Source organism: Blastopirellula marina, assembly GCF_002967765.1.
Lineage (GTDB): Bacteria > Planctomycetota > Planctomycetia > Pirellulales > Pirellulaceae > Bremerella > Bremerella marina_A.
Genome location: NZ_PUHY01000005.1, coordinates 531,630 through 549,298, shown reverse-complemented (window position 1 = coordinate 549,298; position 17,669 = coordinate 531,630). Strand labels below are relative to the sequence as shown.

Here is a 17,669-nt window from a genome sequence, read left to right as displayed (position 1 = left end):
ATATTACGGCCTCGAACCTGGTCCGCATGACTTAGCCAAATACTTGGAGTTCTCCGATGGCTCCACACAAGCATCCATTCCTTCGATTCCGGTCCATGTCTCCTCGGAACTCCCCAGCGAACATCCCTTGGAAATGCAAGGGATTGTTATGCACAATGCATCGGGATTCCGTCTATATATTTGGCTCACGAGAGTTCTCGTTGTTATTTGGATTATTGGCTTAGTTGCGATCTTGAGCTATCGAACAAAACGAGACTCTCACGCGGCTTCTACCACATCACATCGGACCGCAAGGGACGAATTGCAATCCAAACTAGAACAGGTCCACAACCAAGAACTAACGATTCAAGACAAGGTAGAAATCGAACGACTTGTCTACATCGTTCTGTGCCAACGATATGTCGCTGGAATGGACATGTCCGAGGCGGTTCTGCATCTCCGCCACCTTCCCGAAACACGAACACTTCTTCTGGAGCTCGAACACTGGTTGCATGCTCCTGGCAATGAAGCATTCGACCTGGATTCCATGTTCGTGACACTTTCCTCGCTAACGATCTCGAAAGATCACGACGAGTCTGACGGAGACTACCTTACGCATGCAAAAGCAGGAGGCAGCGAATGATTGGATTTGCTAGTCCCTGGTGGCTGACGCTTCAAGTGATCCCCTTGCTGCTTGTCTTCTGGGTATGGACTCGCCGCTCTGGCCACATAGCCTTGCCGCTCGACCATGGTGATCATCAACACACGGCATTCTGGCCGGTGGTATTAAAGATCGCCGAATCGCTTCCCGCGGTCCTGCTGTCGGTAGTGCTATTCATTTTGGCAGTGCCTCAGCAAATGGGCGTTCCAAACGAGGTAAGGTCCGTTACGAACATCCAATTTTGCGTGGATGTATCCCTCAGCATGAACGATGACTTTGGTGATAAGTCTCGCTATGAACATGCCATGTCGGAGATCAACAAGTTTGTCGAATATCGAACCGGCGATGCGTTTGGTCTGAGCTTTTTTGGCAACGTAGTGATTCACTGGGTCCCCTTAACGACCGATCCTTCAGCACTCAAATGCTCGACGCCCTTCATGAATCCGAAACGGCCAAACCATCCTCGTTGGTTACATGGGACCAAGGTCGGTAATGCCTTGCTCGCCTGTCGCGATGTCCTTAAGTCTCGAGCAGAGGGGGACCGGCTGATCGTCTTAATTTCTGACGGAGTTAGCTCTGATCTCCAGGAGGGCAGGGCGGAGGAGGTGGCAGCGTTACTACGTGACGAAAACATCACCGTGATCGATGTCCACGTGGCCGCTGAGGAGGTCCCGCCAGAGATCGGTACGATTGCCATGTTAACCGGCGGCGAGGTATTCAACCCCAGTGATCCTGAAACACTCGAACGAGTATTCGAACGAATTGACGAATTGATGAAGGTGGAAATAGAGCGAACCGTTGGCCAACCGATGGACTATTTCGGACCATTCTGCATCGCCGGATTGAGTCTGCTCGGCGTCTATTTGGTCTCGCTCATGGGGTTGAGGTACACGCCATGGTAGCTTTCGCAGTTGCGTTTGCGGTCGGGTGCTTTGCGACGGCCGCCGAACTCATCCATCGTCGCCGCACGCAAACGATTCGGCACTTGGCATTTGGTCCGACAGGGACGCCCTCGCGCTGGGCAGAGGCTTCTCCATTCCTGCGGATACTGGGAATCACGCTGGGAACGTGGGGAATCATTTCGTTGGCCTTGCTCCCGGATGGCAGCGGCAATTCGGCTTCCGAAGATACGGACTTATCCACACGACATCTTATCCTCCTTTGGGACGTATCACCCAGTATGGACCTTCAAGATGCCGGCCAAGACGGTCAGCTAACCCGTAAGGCACGTGGCAGGGAACTTCTGGAGTCGATATTTCAAAGAGGTGCGATCTATGGCCATCGAACAAGCGTGTTTGCTTTCTACACCGAGGCATTACCTGTCGTCGAAGAAACCACCGATCCCGAAGTAATACGAAATATCCTGAACGATTTGCCTATGTACGATGTGTTCAAAGAAGGAAGGACAAATCTGTTCGCTGCGCTGGACCAAGCTGCACATCTTGCCCGAAATTGGAAGCCAGATAGTACGTCGATCATCGTAGTCAGCGACGGCGACACGGTGCCTGCCGACGGCATGCCCAAGATGCCATCGTCGGTTGCGCAAGTTCTCGTACTGGGTGTCGGTGATGCGGGTGCAGGCACGTTTATCGACGGACATCAGTCGAGGCAGGATACTTCTATGCTAGGGCAAACGGCAACGCGGTTGGGTGGTCATTACCACGATGGCAACCAGTTTCATCTTGAGACGTCCATTGCTCGCCGCTTGCTTGCCATGCCAGATCGTCCAACGAAGTTGAGTTGGAATCTGCGCGAGGCCGCCTTGGCTGCCGTAGGGTTAGGCGCCTTCATATTGGCCATCTTGCCGTGGTTGCTTGCGAAGTACGGAACCCTTTGGAATCCCGGTTTATCTGGCAAACGTGCGACGGCTGGAAAGTCGTCGGATCAACAGAGATACGCCGGCAGTTACCAATCGGCTACCCTTTTGGATCGTGCAAACAGCAAGGAGCGACGCTCATGAGATCGCTACTATTGGTTTGCTGGGTGCTTGCCGCAATCGGAGGGATTGTCTTCCATCTTGGTCCAGGCCAGGGTCTCGCAGCAACCGACCAGCTTTCGAGCATGTTGGATCACGCCTACCACGATGCTCTCGCAGGAGATCATCAAGAAGCGTTTGAGTTATACGATCAAGTACTCCAGGTCCTGCCTCCCGAGGAGCCCCTGACAGTTGCGCGTGTTCGCCTGGAGAAAGCGAAAGTGCTCCTCGAATCAGGATCGATTGCCCAAGCATATCTTGAACTTTCGGAACTGAATCACATCATCGACGTTGAGAAAGACGTTCCTGTTCCTTTTCGGTACGAGGTCCAATCGGCTCTCGCAGCTACCGAGTTTTATGGAACTTGGGCGATGCGTCTGGAAGGCGTTCCCAAAGATTCTTGGCTACCGTTTGTCGAGTCAGCTCGGCAACGGTTTCGCTACCTCAGCGAAGTTCCCGACCCTGAAGCCGTTCGCCCGGCACCGCTATTGGACAGGCAGAATTTAGAAGTAACCATTCGATTAGAACGGATGACCGAAGACGAGCTGCAAGGCATGCCACTGCCACCTCCGGTGCAGTTCGCCTTGTTCGGATCGAAAACCGGAGCAATTCCGGGTGTGAACGGAATGGCAGGTCCAACGGATAAGGCAACAGGGCGTGGCGAGAATGACATGCCAGGGGATGCCCGTAACGGAATGGGAGCCGGCAATGGAACGCAAGTCGAACGCACAGGTTCCTAAGATCAAACTATTCGGAATAGAAACAAGGTAATGTCCTCAGGAATTCTCGAAGTGATACCCAGCCCTCTCCAAGCCATGGTTTCGTCGTGCGTGCTGCTGCTGATCCTATTCAGTGGGAGCGCGAAGGCCCAGCAACCAACAGTTCCTTCATCGAGTAAGCCATCTCCGAGTACTTCTTCTAATTCCCTAGCAGAGCAAATACGCAAACTCCAGATAGATCGCAGACCAGCCAATATTCTGCGTACCTGGGAGAGCTACCATTTGCAGCCGTCCACCAATGCGACACCGACGACGAACGAACCATCTGTCGACGCGACGACGAAACTTGATGGATTGGTCCGGGAGCTAACACTATCGCGTTGGGAGGAAGTTGCAGCTTTCCTAAAGGACCTTCCTCCGGAAGATTCGGCAGAAGTGTATCATGCGATATTGGAGTGTTTGCGCAACGCACACATCGAGAATCGTCCGCCCAACCAACAACAGATCGCGAACAACCCGAACTACAAGAAGTATACGGCGGTCAATACCTTTTCGCTAACGGATCTATTCGGCATTATTCAGGCCTCACCGACCGACTTCAGCCCAGATACCACCGAAAAGCTGGCTCCAATCGTTCAACTCTCCTTGGATCAAGGGCACTCCATTGAGGCGTTCGTTTCTCAATTCGCTGAGCGGTCTAAGGATGACGACCAGTTTCCTATGCCCCGCAAAGAAATCGCTCGCCTCTTCCTCTTAGTTGGCCATGCGGATCAATCAGCTTCATTTTTGCCATCACTCGAACAGACCCTGGCAAGTGAAGATGACGCTCTTCAACTGCTAATGGTCAAAACATTACTTGCCTCCGACAAGCCCTCGTCAGAGGAAGCTTGGGATCTTCTTCAGGCGATTCTGAAAGATACGAACACCTCAGAAGAGGTCGAAGAATCGGCGATCACTCATAGCCTTGACCTGTTAGACGAGTTGCCCCCAGATGAGCGTCGTTTGTGGCTGGAAGAAAGCTTTCGCGAGAAGCCGGAGCGAGGGCTGGCAATCTTGACGACACTCGGAACGCTCGTATCGGATAGCTTCATCCGAAATGCAGACGACATAGAAACACGAGCGGGATACCTTCAACTTCAGAGCGAAGTTGTCGAGGTTATGGTGAATGAGTTCGCCAATCAAGACGATGCCCAAATGACACAATGGAAGCCGATTGCGAACTTGCTTGCTAAGAACTGGATGCAAGAGGCGAGAATTGGTGTCGATCTTGAAGGAAATGGTGCCGGCGGACCTCAGCTTCATCGAGACCGCTATGGTAACGCTTACTTTGTCGATCATGCTCCGAACAATTCCCATAACGGTCAATCATCGGCACCTGGTCAGCTCAAGCCAATTCCGCTCGCTCAACTCTTGTCGTCGGCACCTAACGAGAAGTGGCAATCGATCGTCTCAGCAAGCCTCCGCCCCAGCCTTCTCTTGTTGATGGCCAAACTGCATCTCAAGTCGGAGAATGAAGACGGCGCTATCACAATCATTGACCAGCTTGCCGACTTACAACCGGAGGCCGCCAAACAGTTGGCAGAGGAGTCGATGCGAGTCTGGATCACTAACCACGATCTCAACCGGCGAAATACCGCATCGCAAAACTACATGCCGTACGGTTACCGACCGCAATCCGCTGCAATTCCCCTAACCCGTTCACAGCAAGAGAGGAACTTGCGTGAACTCGCCAACTGGCTCAAACGAATCGATTCCTTGTCGATCGGCCCGATCGACGAGAGCCTCGTCGCTGAGGCGTTTATTAAGTCTCATTCCATTGCAGAAGTCTATCAGGTCAATGCCATCGAAGAGGTGATGGGACAAATCGAGAGTCTTCAACCAGAGACAATTGGGCAGCTGGCGCAAACCATGCGCACAAATCTTTCCGGGGTCTGGCGAGATCCAGAAACCCAACAGCAGTTGAAGACTAATCGAAAAGTCGATGACCTGGAATTGGAGGTCAAACGCGGATACCAGGTCGCTCACGAGGTCATCGAACGCGGCCTGAAAGTCTATCCCACCAGCTGGCGTTTACTTCTAGCATTAGCTGCGATTGATCATGACGAAAACGACTACCTTCGCCAGGTGAATGAAAACCACAACTACGAGCAACAGAGACATATCGCCTTCTACGAGTTTCAAAAAGCAGCGGAATGTTATGAGGACAGTCTGAACACATTAACAGCTGAGGAGTATTCAAGCGACGCGTATCAGCTCTGGTTCTTCGCTGCACTCGGTTCATGCAGCATTGGTAACATTAATGAAACAAACCAGCTGGCTCCAGAGCAGATCACCTTGATCACCGCCGCTCTCAAAGCGCTACCGGCCAAGGTAAGAATGCAGCACGAAGAAATGCTCGCTAATGACCTAACGTTGATGCTTATGGCGGTTAAGCCAAATGCGAAATTCCGTTACCTCAATGCCGGCTTAGAGATCGTTGGTGACCACCCCTTGGCTAACGATGCCCATGCGGCGATTGATTACTATCGAGACTTGGTCACAGAAATTCAACTGGAAGCCAAGCTGGATGGAAATGACGAAGTCGGCCACAAGCAACCGTTTGGAGTTTTTGTCAACATTCGTCACACCATTGAAATCGAACGCGAGTCAGGTGGATTCGGAAAGTATCTGCAGAATCAAAATCAGATCACTAACGCGTATAACTATGGACGCCCACCGGACAACTATCGGGAGAAGTTTGAGCAATCGGTTCTCACAGCTTTGGGAGAACAGTTCGAAGTCCTGTCGATCACTTTTCAAAAGGAAACGGCCAGGTCGATGGCCTCGAATGACGTCGGGTGGCGAATTACCCCGTACGCATATCTACTTCTTCAAGCTAAAGGCCCGCACGTCGACAAGATTCCCTCGTTTTCATTGGACATGGATTTCGTTGAAAAATCAGGATTTGTTGTCTTGCCCATGGAGACATCCATCGTTCCGATCGATGCGAAATTAGATCGCTATGTCCCGAGACCCACTGACAATATTCAAGTCGTTCAAACCTTGAATGACAATGAACTGGAACAAGGCACGGTGGATGTCGAGGTAAAAATCACTGGGCATGGCGTTCTCCCCCCTGTAGATCAATTACTCGATTTATCTTACCCAGGTTTTGTTGTCCGGGAGATCGATGCCATGCCCTTATCGGTCTTGGAATTCGATCTCGAATCGGACGAAAACGTTGTTTCGAGCGAGCGTCTTGCCAGAGTTTCGCTCAACGCCGGCGAGCTGGACTCGGTTCATCCAAAATTCCATTTCGCAAATCAACTCCCAATGACGAAGCCGAGTGAAATGGTGTTTCGCAGGTTTGAGGATGCCGACATCGTGATGACTTCTTCTGTGGTGGACCTGGAAGACATCAAACAAACTCTGCCAACAAACGCTTACTGGATTGTGATCGGACTCGGCACAGCTGTTTTCGTTGTCGCCGCGGCAGGCTACTCAGCGATGCGTAGAAAGCCACAGGAAAACATCATCGTAGTACCCAAAGTCGCAGCTCCTTCCGTTGTGTCCCCGTTTTCAACCTTGGAGTACCTTCAAAGCTTGTGGCAGAAGATTGATTTTTCTGACACCGAGCGCTGCGAACTTCGGAACGAAATCGCAGCGATTGAAGACGCCTACTTTCGGCAAAAGACCAATAACGGAAAGCCCGATTTAGCTGCATCTGTCGAGAAGTGGTACGCGAGGTCGCAGCCTGACGCGAGGCGCTTCCCACACTAAAGCCCTGCCGCAGATGGGTACTTGGCAGCAGTAGAGCAGGGCACAGATGAGTAAACTGTGGAAACCCGAGTAAGATTCGGACTTGCTGGATTTTTCCCTTGGTTCGGTCTACCATAGGATCGAACAGAGCGGGACTCGTTCAAGTCCGCAGCGCTAGTCCGGTTTACGATTGCCATACCCTGTCGATGCCTCGGTCAGTACCTTGATCGTTCGTATCGATCGGCATCCGAGATTCGTCGAGTAGTCATTTCTCCTTGTGCCGACTAGTCACGAATCATTCCAAGTTTAGACAACTTGGAAGCACCGTTTGGCGTTGTTCCGAAAGGATTCGTGATTCGTAGCGAATGTTGCCCGCAGAAGCCAGTAAGGATGATTTTCTGCGGTGGCAACATGAGCGTTCTGGACAATATCTTGACTCGGCGAGATCAGCTGAGAATGAGCTTAGACGATTGGGATCGTTACAACTCATTCCCTAGGCCCACTTCGGAAAGCCTGCTTGCAATCGAGTATTTTCGGTCGATCGATACCCCCTTTGAGATCATTGAAGTAATCGCAAGTGAGGCAATTAGTTCCAATCATACGTCTAACGAGTTCGTACTCTCGATGCTCGTTCAGTCGGCCTCTCATTCCCCGCTTGAAGTTGACTTTGGTCATGGAAAATTCCTACGCGGTAATGCTCCCGGCTTGTTCGTCTTTGGCGATTTACGCCAGCCCCACTCCCTGCAAGGTATTGGTCCATTTAACTCGATTCAACTATCTCTGGACGTGGATGTCCTTCAAGATCGAATTCGCGAGCTGACAGGCCATACAAACATTAGTCTAGATCGGCTTCACGCTCAGGCATTCGAAGACGATATACTCAAAGCCATGGTCGGGCAGCTAATGGGTCTTTGCCGATCTGGGTATCATCGGGAGCAGACGGCCGGTCCCAGCAGAGTCGATAAGGCACTCGATCAGATTGGCATTCGTCTCGCGAATCTTGCCAAATTGGATGTTCCAGAATTGACTGATTCGGATAAGCTGCAGCCAATCTCGATCAGACGCGTTCTTGAATACATCCATACGTACTTCGACCAGAAACTCAGTCGAAATCAACTCGCGGCAATTGCTCAAGTTACTCCCAGCCATTTCTCTCGGCTTTTTCACTCGTCGGTAGGAGTAGCCCCGAAACAGTACATTCTTAGGCTAAGGATTCGCGAAGCGAGAAGGCTTTTGAAAGATTGTCCCGACTTGGCAATCACTGACATTTCACAGCGACTTGGGTTTATTGACACTCCCCACTTCAGCCGCGAGTTTCAGCGTCAGACGGGCGTTTCTCCTGCAGCCTATCGCCGGCACGTCTAGCCATGCTCAATTCAACGGCAGCAATGCACGCGTGATGGGCAATTGTCTTGTGTGGCTTAAACTCGCCAGATTTCACCGCGTCACAATTCTTCAAGTCACGCACTCGCGATCCTGTTTGCACGGTACCTAAAAACGACATCCAAGGATTCGAGGCAATCACCCTAATGCGATTCTACCCTTGGGTTTAGAGTACGTGTTGCCCCTCGTTTTTCAATTTTCGTCAGGAAGAAAGAAAAGCTGTTGGCACATCGCTTGCCTAAGAAAACCTCCAGCTTATTTCTTTATCATGTATTGGGGTACTCTTTATGAACCGTCGCGGTTTTACCTTGGTCGAATTACTCGTTGTGATTGCCATCATTGGCGTATTGGTCGCACTCCTCTTGCCTGCGGTCCAGCAGGCAAGAGAGGCAGCACGGCGAATACAATGCACGAATAACCTCAAGCAGATTGGACTGGCGATACACAACTACCACGATACTTTTCGTACCGCGCCGGGAATTGTGTCGGGGACCCGAAACACGCTTGTTTCGATTCTGCCGTTCCTTGAACAGGACAATCTTGCGGAACTCTGGGATGACTCCGAAGGGTTTTATGATTACGCCAACAATGGTCCCTCCGTCAACCAGTTGCTCGCGGATAAGATGCCAGAAGCCTATGTTTGCCCTTCCTCGCCGGGCGGAGGCTCGGTGGAGTCTAACTATGGATTCCAGACGAGCGACTATTGTCCTTCGGTAGGCGTGTATAACGACTCCTGGCAACAGAAAAACGGATTCTTTTCAGGGCCGGGATATAAATTCAGAGATACAACGGACGGCTTGAGTAATACGATGCTGTTTTACGAGTCTGCAGGCAGAACACACACGTGGGTTGACGGAAAGCAATCGCCGACAACTGGTTATTCTAACTGGGGACTGGATGCTGAAGCATGGACATCCGGCAACGTCGGCACTCCTCTTATTCGTATTAACGCCTCCATCAACTCTAGCGGCGGGATAGACAAAGCCTTTAATGCTGGTGGCTTCATTAATGACTGGAATGGTTGGAACGGTATGTACTCGTTCCATCCTGGGGGCATGGAGTGTTCGTACGCTGACGGATCGGTTCGCTTTCTGCAAGAGCAAATTCCAACGTCGGAATTAACCGCAATCGTCACGAAGGCTGGCGGAGAGGTCATAGGAGCGTATTAATGCCCCAGCGATACACTTACTTGACGATCCTTGGACTTCTCATTTTCCTCACATGTTCAAACTTAGGATGTGGAGGCAAAAAAGCGTGGCACGCCGACCTTCACACCACGAAGGGAACGATGTTCGTCAATGGCGTCCCAGCAGAGTATGCGACATTGTATTTTCACTCACTCGGCGATACGACAGTCGACGTCCGAGAAACAATTCCATACGCCATAGTGAGAGCGGATGGGTCATTCATCGTGTCAACGTATGCCCCAGATGATGGCGTCCCAGTTGGTGAATATGCCGTGACGGCTAGATGGCCCTTGGATCCCGATAAAATGATGTCTCCAGACCGTCTCCGTGGCAAGTATTTGCAAAAGACTTCACCAGTCACAACCGTCATGATTCAAGAAGGTGACAACCAATTGCCACCCATTGAATTGAACGGAGTGAAACTAGCAAAAGTACCCTAGGCCGTGTCACTTGGCTGCAATTCACTTTTTTGCTATGCCTGCGACCTATCGGATTGGTCGCAGGCATTTTTCCGTAACTGAATAAGGTCTCGACGCGACTAACCAGTATGGCTGAGGTTTCCATGCTCGACCGGAGGACGACGATAGCCAGCAATGCATATTACATCTTTTAGTGTTCGCATCGATTTCGCGCTTGTTCAGGTCCGAGAGTTCTTTAACGGTGTAACATGCCTTGGCATGGCAGCCGTTGTTCTCGTTGCTGGACTTGCTTGTCCTACGTTCGCCGAAGAAGAACAACCGGCGAGTGTGACGGAACCTCCTGATTTATTCTTTGAAATCGTCGCTCCTCGACATCGGGAGGCCGCCCGGGCGTTCTATCACAAGTACCTTTCCGTAGACGGCCTGCCGGTGGTCGCATCGGGAGAGGTCGCGGATGAGGCATTGGAACGCACTCAAGTCATTGTGCGAAATATGTTGTCTGGACGACCGGATGTCCTAGAACGAATGGTCGAAGATCAGATGTATCTGATCATCATTGGCAAGGATCAAAAATACACGGATATGCCTGAGTTTCGTCATATCCGCAATAAGGAATACATGAATGAACGCGTTCGTGGAACGGGTGGAAAACCGACGAGTTTCGGTGAAGAGAATCTCTTGTCATTGGCAATAGATCGATACGACGACGAGAGCATCGGAGTCCATGAGTTCGCTCATACGATCGACGGAACGCTCCATTCGATGGATTCGACTTGGGGACATCGACTCCGTTCGGTTTTTCTGGATGCCGTGCAGAGTGGCAAGTACAAGGGTGCGTATGCGTCATCGAATCCGATCGAATACTGGGGAGAAATCGTCCAATCCTATTTCGACTGCAATCGAATCAACAATTGGAACCACGGTCCGATTGGCGATCGAGATAGCTTGCGACAGTACGATCCAAAAGGCTTTGATCTAGTCGAATCGACTCTCAAGATTCCGCCTGATAACCATTGGCGTTACGAGTACCTCACGCATCATCCAACCGTCATTGCCCCGCCTAAAAAATTCGCCATTGATCCCTATTATGGGAAGTTTTCGTGGGCGCGTGAGTTCGTAATTGTTTCCCACAGCGCGACCGATGATCAGCTTGTCGACACCAATCAGATTATCCGCCACCTCTTTGCCTACCGACACGACGTCCTCAAGTCCCTGATCAACCGAGATGCCAAGTTGGTCGTGCTCGGCCACGATGAAAAGCTAGTCGACTTGCCGGAGTGGGAATCCCTCAAGAATGCCGGTATTGATCCTGACGCCAGATTTGTTGAATTCGACCCAGCCACGAACCTAATCGTCGTGGACGGAGCTGAAGTCACGCGGACTTCCGATACCGTCAATCGATTAGGAAACCCGGTCATTGCTTCAATGACGGATGCGTTCTTTAAGTTGACCGCCGATCGCGAGATCGATCCTAATTGGGAAAACCGTGGCCAAGAAGTGCAACAGTACGAGCTTAACGTCACGCGGCTTGATAAACGCTTCGGCGAAAAAGTTCGAAACGCTTTGAAGGCAAGCAGGCAGGATGGTCTTTGGGATGGAGTTCCCATTTTGGAGGACGAAAGCGACTACCTCTGTACCGGCGTGTTGGCCTATTTTGACGCTGCCAGCGCGACTCTCATTCCGAAAGGGAGTTCAAAGCCAGTGAATAATCGACAAGCTCTGCAGCAGTACGATCCCAATCTGTACGAGATTGTCCATGAACTCATGGCCTACCAGGATCGGACCGACTGGCGAATTACTGAGCAACATTCGGGTAATTGAAACCTAGATCGTTTCCCATAATGCGGGTTAACACCTGGTAGAGTATTCCGACTTAGCCGAACCCATGTTCTCCTAAGAACCTGTCTGAAAAGGTCTTGATCGGAACCGGCGTTTGTTTGTAAACCTTGGTTCCGTGAATGATCTGTGATCGATTGTCTCTTGCGGAGTAGCGGCATGGAAGCCCGATATCCGACCGATTTGACCGACGCTCAGTGGAAGCGAATTTCCTCGCTCATTCCCGCCGCCAAGACAGGCGGGCGACCTCGTTCGACGTCGACTCGCCAGGTGCTCAATGCGATCTTGTATCTCACCAAGAGCGGCTGCCAGTGGCGGATGCTGCCTCGGGATTTTCCTTCGTGGAAGACGGTCTACTGGTATTTCACCGAGTGGAAGAACAATGGCACGCTCGAGCGGATTCATGATTCACTTCGCCAGCGAGTGCGTGAAAAGGATCGCCGCAACCGCCAGCCGTCGGTGGCGATCATCGATAGCCAATCGGTGAAAACGCCGGAAAAAGGGGGCGTGGCTTCGACGGCGGCAAGCTCGTAAAGGGGCGCAAGCGTCACATCTTGGTCGATTCTCTCGGCCTGCTGCTGACAGTCCTGGTCACTCCGGCCAACGTACAAGACCGAGACGGAGGTCAAAGCCTGATCGAGCAAACCAAGGTCGTGCTCTCTCGCCTGCGAACGATCTTCGCCGATGGTGTCTACAACGGAACGTTTGAGTCGTTCTGTTACAATGTCGGTTGGAACTTGCAGATTGTTCGACGTTCAGACAAACCAGGCTTCCATGTGCTGCCGAAACGATGGATCGTTGAGCGAACCTTCGCCTGGCTTACCCGCAACCGCCGCTTGACCGCTGATTACGAAACCAATACCAGCTCCAGCGAAGCCTTCATTCAACTGGCGATGATTCGATTGATGGTGAGAAGACTCGTGAACTAACGGCTTTTCAGACAGGTTATAAGTCTCGACCGCTGAACAATGCACGGACTATCATTCCAAAGGATGATGACATCCTGGCTCAGCTCCCAGATTCTCAGGCGTCCCGCTGCCACTTGACCGGGGTATTCGACCTAGAATAGGAGCCGTGGGTTCGGCATGTCCCGTCGAATGTGGTGAGTGTGGTCGACAGTCTACAGACGGCCCGCTCTCAAACAACTCACTGGCCTGCCTCTTATCTTCGCTTCGCCCAAGTTATTCAACTACCAATCGATCTTGAGGCGGCAAATTTGGCGGATCCTAGCGAAACCAAATCTTGTTCGCCCGATGAATTCAATTTCCCTAAAGATACGATCGGGTTTTCTGCGGATCCGTCCAAATGATAGACGTAAGACAACCACGTATTGGGAACACGAATGCCCAGAAAAAGAAATTGAATTTGACACAAACCGCTAACAAATAGAGCCTTGCAGCAGTGTAAAGGCCTAAAGAAATGATCAAATTGAAAAAATAGGCCAGGCAGGACTTTAAGTGATTCAGGTAACCTATTTACAGAACAGCACTTAGAGCATATCGAGGGTGTGTCTGACGCAGATCAACGCGCAGTGCAGCCTTCATCCGCTCCCATGAGCGCCGTCGTCGAGGAACTCCTCTCTCTGATACCTCAGCTCTCAGATAATCACCTTCGTGAGTTGCTAGATCTCGCCAAGCAGTGTTCCAGCCAAGAGTCACCTTCAGCCTGACAGAGTGACTAATCTTTGTCATGGTGGAGTCGTGAACCACGTTGTCGTGCGATCCGAATCTGCACCAGCAAAGCCAATAGTGGATAGGACTCCCTGAATAAAACATACGTGGAGAGCTAAGCCGAAAACACTACGGAAGTCGCCGACGAAGACTTCTACTCTCCCGACGGGGCCCGGGTGGCGCCCCAATATCTGACGTCATCCTTCTAGTACCTGGATCGCGGAATTTTTTTGGAATCACGTACCGTCGAGGACGGCAAGAATTTGGGGAATCGAAACTAATCCCTATTTAGCAAATGTCAGTGCGTAGCGACTTCCCTCTTGGCTACATAAAAGAAAGGAAGAAAGCCTTCTCTAATGCCAAGTGAGTGTGATGGGGTGACTTGTTGCGTCGGACTTTGCAATCAGCCCGGGTGGATGCCTTATTATGCAACTATGCCAAATAGGACCAGGACGCAGTCGCTATGACGGATCATACTACCGTCGCGTTGCCTGGATTTCAGCATCCAACGCCAACCAAGGTTTATACTGGGTTCCTTTTTTTCGCCGGTCGGGTAAGCTTCCCAGGAAGATAACGACCTCACCAAAAGAGTGAACCCCATCACGATCGAATTTTCTATCGCGTCGTTCACCCATTGGTTCGGCTGAAACCTCAAGCGTTTTTAGGCAATCCAATGAAATTCTAAGTCAGATCGAGAAAGGAGCCCAAACGCGTCGCCACGGATTACACGAAGAGTGAGCTCAAATAGCAATGTTGACGTTCGATCAGCTATCCCGCCTTGGCCCGTTCGCGCAGCTTCTCATAAAGACCGAGCTTTTCCAGCAAGATCCGCTGCAGGCCCGCTTGGATGGCAGGTGAGCCCAGCGCTCTCTTGCTCAGCTCTTCTTGAACCTCCATGCTTTCCATGATGGCTTCCATGATCTCGGAGCCCAGGTCCGGCGAGTTGGCGAATTGTTCTTTTGAGTTGTTGGCGGCCTGCTTCTGCAAGGTCTCCGATTCCAGGGCCTTCTCGGCGACTGTGTTGGCGTAGGAGAGTTGGTCCCCGTCGGTCGTATCACCGCCGAAAAGGTCATTCAACTTCTCAATGATCTCGCTAAGGAGGGCCTTTTCCTTCTCTTGAACCGATCCGCTGCCCGCTTCGGTGAGTGGGTCCAGCTTCGGTGCATCTTGACCTGAAAGGGTCAGGTTTCGTTTTCCCTTATTCCACAGCCGGTGGTGGGTCATGGTGACCTCGGACAGGTCGACCCCTTCACGCTCGCGGCCGAACTTCAATAGCCTGACCAAGTGCTTGAAGAAGATGGCCCGCTTTTCAAAGTCCGTGTTTCCGTAGTCAAAGATCTGCGAGAGGAAGGTATAGGCCCGGACGTAGGTCCCGATGTCGCCCCGGAACATCAGGAGGGCCTCCATCGTGTCTTTCGCTTCGTCTGCGGTCTTGTCGTCCTTTTCCTCGACTGCCAGCTTGTAGGCCTGCTTGGCTGCGTTGTAGCGTTTCAGCAAGCGATCCGCGACCGGGGTGATGGCTGCTTCCAACTGTTTCTGCTTCGCCTTGGGGTCGAGGACCACTTTCACAACACGTTCAATCTCGTTCTCATCGTAATAACCGAGCGCGTCCAGCTTGGCACGCAGGGTTAAGATCAACTCAGGGTCCGTCACACCTGAGAGCTCGGCGGTGGCGTAATACGTCTTGAAGGCGGCTAAGATGTCGTCTGGCTCGTTCACGAAGTCGAGGATGAACGTATCCTCCTTGCCGGGGTGGCATCGATTCAACCGGGAAAGGGTCTGCACCGCTTGAATGCCGGCCAGGCGTTTGTCGATGTACATGCCACATAGCAGCGGCTGATCAAAGCCTGTTTGGAACTTGCTGGCCACCAGCAAAATCTGGTAGATATCTTCCCTAAACGCTTCACGAATGTCACGACCTTTAAGGTCTGGGTTCAGCAGTGAACTATTTTCCTTCAGTGGTTCCGGAGCCGATTCTTTGTCGTCAACTTCGCCTGAAAAAGCCACCAGCGTCCGCATGGGATAGCCTTGCTCTTGGATGTAGCCATTGATGGCCAGTTGCCAGCGCACGGCCTCCAGGCGGCTTCCAACGACGACCATTGCCTTGGCCTTGCCTCCAAGCAGCGGTTGAACCGTCTCGCGGAAGTGTTCCACAACGATCTGGACCTTCCGCGAAATATTGTGCGGATGGAGCCGTACCCAGTTCATCAGCTCGCGGGTGGCTGTGCTGCGTTCGACTTCCGAATCGGCGAACTCCTTGCCGGCGTTGGCCAGCTTGAAAGCAACCTTGTACGACGTGTAGTTCTTCAGCACGTCGAGAATGAAGCCTTCTTCGATGGCCTGCTGCATCGAGTAAACATGAAACGGCTGAGGCAGGTTACCTTCACCAGCTGGCTTAATCGGATCAGGCAAGCGGCCGAACAGCTCCAGCGTTTTCGCTTTGGGGGTCGCGGTGAAGGCGATGTAGGTGATGCCCTTGTCACTCGCGCGGGATGCCATCTCCGCGGCCAGCACGTCTTCGCTGCTGATCGTGCCCGTCTCTTCGATCTCCTGCTGTTCTTCGGCGGAGAGAACCTGTTTGAGCTTCGAGGCTGCCTCGCCCGTTTGGCTGCTGTGGGCTTCGTCGGCGATGACTGCGAACCGCTTACCCTCAGAGGCCGATAGTCGGCGGACCTCTTCCAGGGCGAAAGGGAACGTCTGGATGGTGCAGACCACCACCTTCTTGCTACCCGATAGCGCCTCGGCCAGTTCACCACTCTTGCTACCTTTGTCCCCTTTAATCGTCGCCACGATTCCCTTGGTCCGCTCGAAGCTATCGATCACGTCTTGCAGTTGCCCGTCAATCACCTTTCGATCAGAAACCACAATCACCGTATCGAATACCTTCTTATTGTCCGCATCATGCAAGTCGGCTAGGAAGTGGGCACTCCACGCAATCGAGTTCGTCTTGCCCGAGCCGGCCGAGTGCTGAATCAGATACTTGTGCCCGGGGCCTTCTTCCAGCACGGCTTCCTTTAGCTTCCGCGTGACGGCCAGTTGGTGATAGCGGGGGAAGATCAGCTTGGCGATCTGCTTCTTCTTATCAAGCTCGGCCACCATGTAACGGCCTAGAATCTCCAGCAGACTATCGCGCTGCCATACCTCCTCCCACAGGTACGCTGTGAGGTGCCCGTTGGGGTTCAGTGGATTTCCAGCACCACCTTCATCCCCCAGGTCAAACGGCAGGAAGAAAGTCTTCAGGCCATCGAGCTTGGTGGTCATCTTCACGCGGCTGCTGCTTATGGCGAAATGAACCAACGCCCCGGAAGGGAACTTCAGCAGCGGTTCCGCTGGCTTCCCTTTGGGGGCCGGATCGCGGTCTTTCTTATACTGATAGACCGCATCTTCCAGGCTTTGCGTGTTGTCGGTTTTCAGCTCTGCCGTGGCAATCGGGATGCCGTTTAAGAACAACACCAGGTCGATGCTGTTCTCATTGCTCAACGAGTACCGCACCTGCCGTACCACGCGCAGGCGATTCGCCTCGTACCGCTTTACGATTTCTGGATTCATCGCCAGGGCCGGCTTGAATTGGGCCATCTTCAGGGGCTGCGGTAACCCCAGCACATCGAAACCAAACCGCAGCACATCCAGCGTCCCGCTCTGGTCGAGTGCCCCCCGCAAACGCTTGAGCAGGTTCGCTTCAGCCGCAACGCCGTGGTTATTCTCCAACCGCTCCCAGGCCTCCGGCTGTGTCTCCTTCACCCACGCAATGACATCGGCGGGGAAGAGGGCCAACTGCCGATCGTACCCGGCTGCGTCCTTGGCCTCGTAAAGCCAACCGCTTGCGGCCAGGTGTTCGCAGATCTCGTCTTCGAGTTTGATTTCGGTATGGAGACTCATTCGCCGTACTTCTGACGGGTGGTTTTCACCACAGTTGTAACTTAGGGACTCGTCTGTGAGTCACCATGATGGCTAGTGGCTTGGGAAAGCAATTTTCCGAGTCGATAAGCTCAGATCTGTCACGCAAAACTTTCGCTCTGAAGCGCCCACAATACCTGTAACCCATTGCTAATTCAACACTTGCATCGCAAAGTCATTTTTGTGTACAGCGAAATACACCCTA

Annotated in this window: 9 protein-coding genes and 1 pseudogene; 9 read left to right on the top strand and 1 reads right to left on the bottom strand. The window is 52.2% G+C overall.

Features of this window, described 5'->3' with window-relative positions:
- Nucleotides 1-301: 301 nt before the first annotated feature.
- The 9 genes and pseudogenes from C5Y83_RS29095 (at nt 302) to C5Y83_RS06520 (ending at nt 12,826) form a co-directional block, all read left to right on the top strand.
- Nucleotides 302-622 carry a hypothetical protein gene (locus C5Y83_RS29095; RefSeq protein ID WP_146117672.1) on the top strand — a complete coding sequence of 107 codons (321 nt, stop codon included), beginning with the start codon at nt 302-304 and terminating at the stop codon, nt 620-622.
- Nucleotides 619-1,542, top strand: coding sequence for a vWA domain-containing protein (locus tag C5Y83_RS06560; RefSeq protein ID WP_105328852.1), 924 nt, complete (start codon nt 619-621; stop codon nt 1,540-1,542). Before C5Y83_RS29095 ends, C5Y83_RS06560 begins: the two co-directional genes overlap by 4 nt.
- Nucleotides 1,536-2,600, top strand: a complete 1,065-nt coding sequence (locus C5Y83_RS06555) for a VWA domain-containing protein (RefSeq protein ID WP_105328851.1) — start codon at nt 1,536-1,538, stop codon at nt 2,598-2,600. Before C5Y83_RS06560 ends, C5Y83_RS06555 begins: the two co-directional genes overlap by 7 nt.
- Nucleotides 2,597-3,355 (top strand): tetratricopeptide repeat protein, encoded by a 759-nt coding sequence (locus C5Y83_RS06550; RefSeq protein ID WP_105328850.1) that lies wholly within the window; start codon nt 2,597-2,599, stop codon nt 3,353-3,355. Before C5Y83_RS06555 ends, C5Y83_RS06550 begins: the two co-directional genes overlap by 4 nt.
- A 30-nt stretch (nt 3,356-3,385) precedes the next feature.
- Nucleotides 3,386-7,093 carry a hypothetical protein gene (locus tag C5Y83_RS06545; protein ID WP_146117671.1) on the top strand — a complete coding sequence of 1,236 codons (3,708 nt, stop codon included), beginning with the start codon at nt 3,386-3,388 and terminating at the stop codon, nt 7,091-7,093.
- A 369-nt stretch (nt 7,094-7,462) separates the two neighbouring features.
- Complete coding sequence (locus C5Y83_RS06540) at nt 7,463-8,437, top strand: helix-turn-helix domain-containing protein (protein ID WP_105328848.1); 975 nt, start codon at nt 7,463-7,465, stop codon at nt 8,435-8,437.
- A gap of 305 nt (nt 8,438-8,742) precedes the next feature.
- Nucleotides 8,743-9,624 (top strand): DUF1559 domain-containing protein, encoded by an 882-nt coding sequence (locus C5Y83_RS06535; RefSeq protein ID WP_105328847.1) that lies wholly within the window; start codon nt 8,743-8,745, stop codon nt 9,622-9,624.
- A gap of 611 nt (nt 9,625-10,235) precedes the next feature.
- The gene (locus C5Y83_RS06525; protein WP_105328845.1) at nt 10,236-11,882 is read left to right on the top strand and encodes a hypothetical protein; all 1,647 of its coding nucleotides are present in this window, start codon (nt 10,236-10,238) and stop codon (nt 11,880-11,882) included.
- Between the two features lie 174 nt (nt 11,883-12,056).
- A pseudogene (locus C5Y83_RS06520) lies at nt 12,057-12,826 on the top strand (IS5 family transposase).
- A 1,509-nt stretch (nt 12,827-14,335) separates the two neighbouring features.
- Here C5Y83_RS06520 and C5Y83_RS06510 read toward each other — a convergent pair.
- The gene (locus C5Y83_RS06510; protein ID WP_105328843.1) at nt 14,336-17,446 is read right to left on the bottom strand and encodes a type I restriction endonuclease subunit R; all 3,111 of its coding nucleotides are present in this window, start codon (nt 17,444-17,446) and stop codon (nt 14,336-14,338) included.
- Nucleotides 17,447-17,669 lie beyond the last annotated feature (223 nt).

Coding starts and splice junctions, on each gene's coding strand:
- C5Y83_RS06560 (WP_105328852.1), top strand. CDS start 619: ATGATTGGATTTGCTAGTCCCTGGTGGCTGACGCTTCAAGTGATCCCC.
- C5Y83_RS06555 (WP_105328851.1), top strand. CDS start 1,536: ATGGTAGCTTTCGCAGTTGCGTTTGCGGTCGGGTGCTTTGCGACGGCC.
- C5Y83_RS06550 (WP_105328850.1), top strand. CDS start 2,597: ATGAGATCGCTACTATTGGTTTGCTGGGTGCTTGCCGCAATCGGAGGG.
- C5Y83_RS06545 (WP_146117671.1), top strand. CDS start 3,386: ATGTCCTCAGGAATTCTCGAAGTGATACCCAGCCCTCTCCAAGCCATG.
- C5Y83_RS06540 (WP_105328848.1), top strand. CDS start 7,463: ATGATTTTCTGCGGTGGCAACATGAGCGTTCTGGACAATATCTTGACT.
- C5Y83_RS06535 (WP_105328847.1), top strand. CDS start 8,743: ATGAACCGTCGCGGTTTTACCTTGGTCGAATTACTCGTTGTGATTGCC.
- C5Y83_RS06525 (WP_105328845.1), top strand. CDS start 10,236: ATGCATATTACATCTTTTAGTGTTCGCATCGATTTCGCGCTTGTTCAG.
- C5Y83_RS06510 (WP_105328843.1), bottom strand. CDS start 17,446: ATGAGTCTCCATACCGAAATCAAACTCGAAGACGAGATCTGCGAACAC.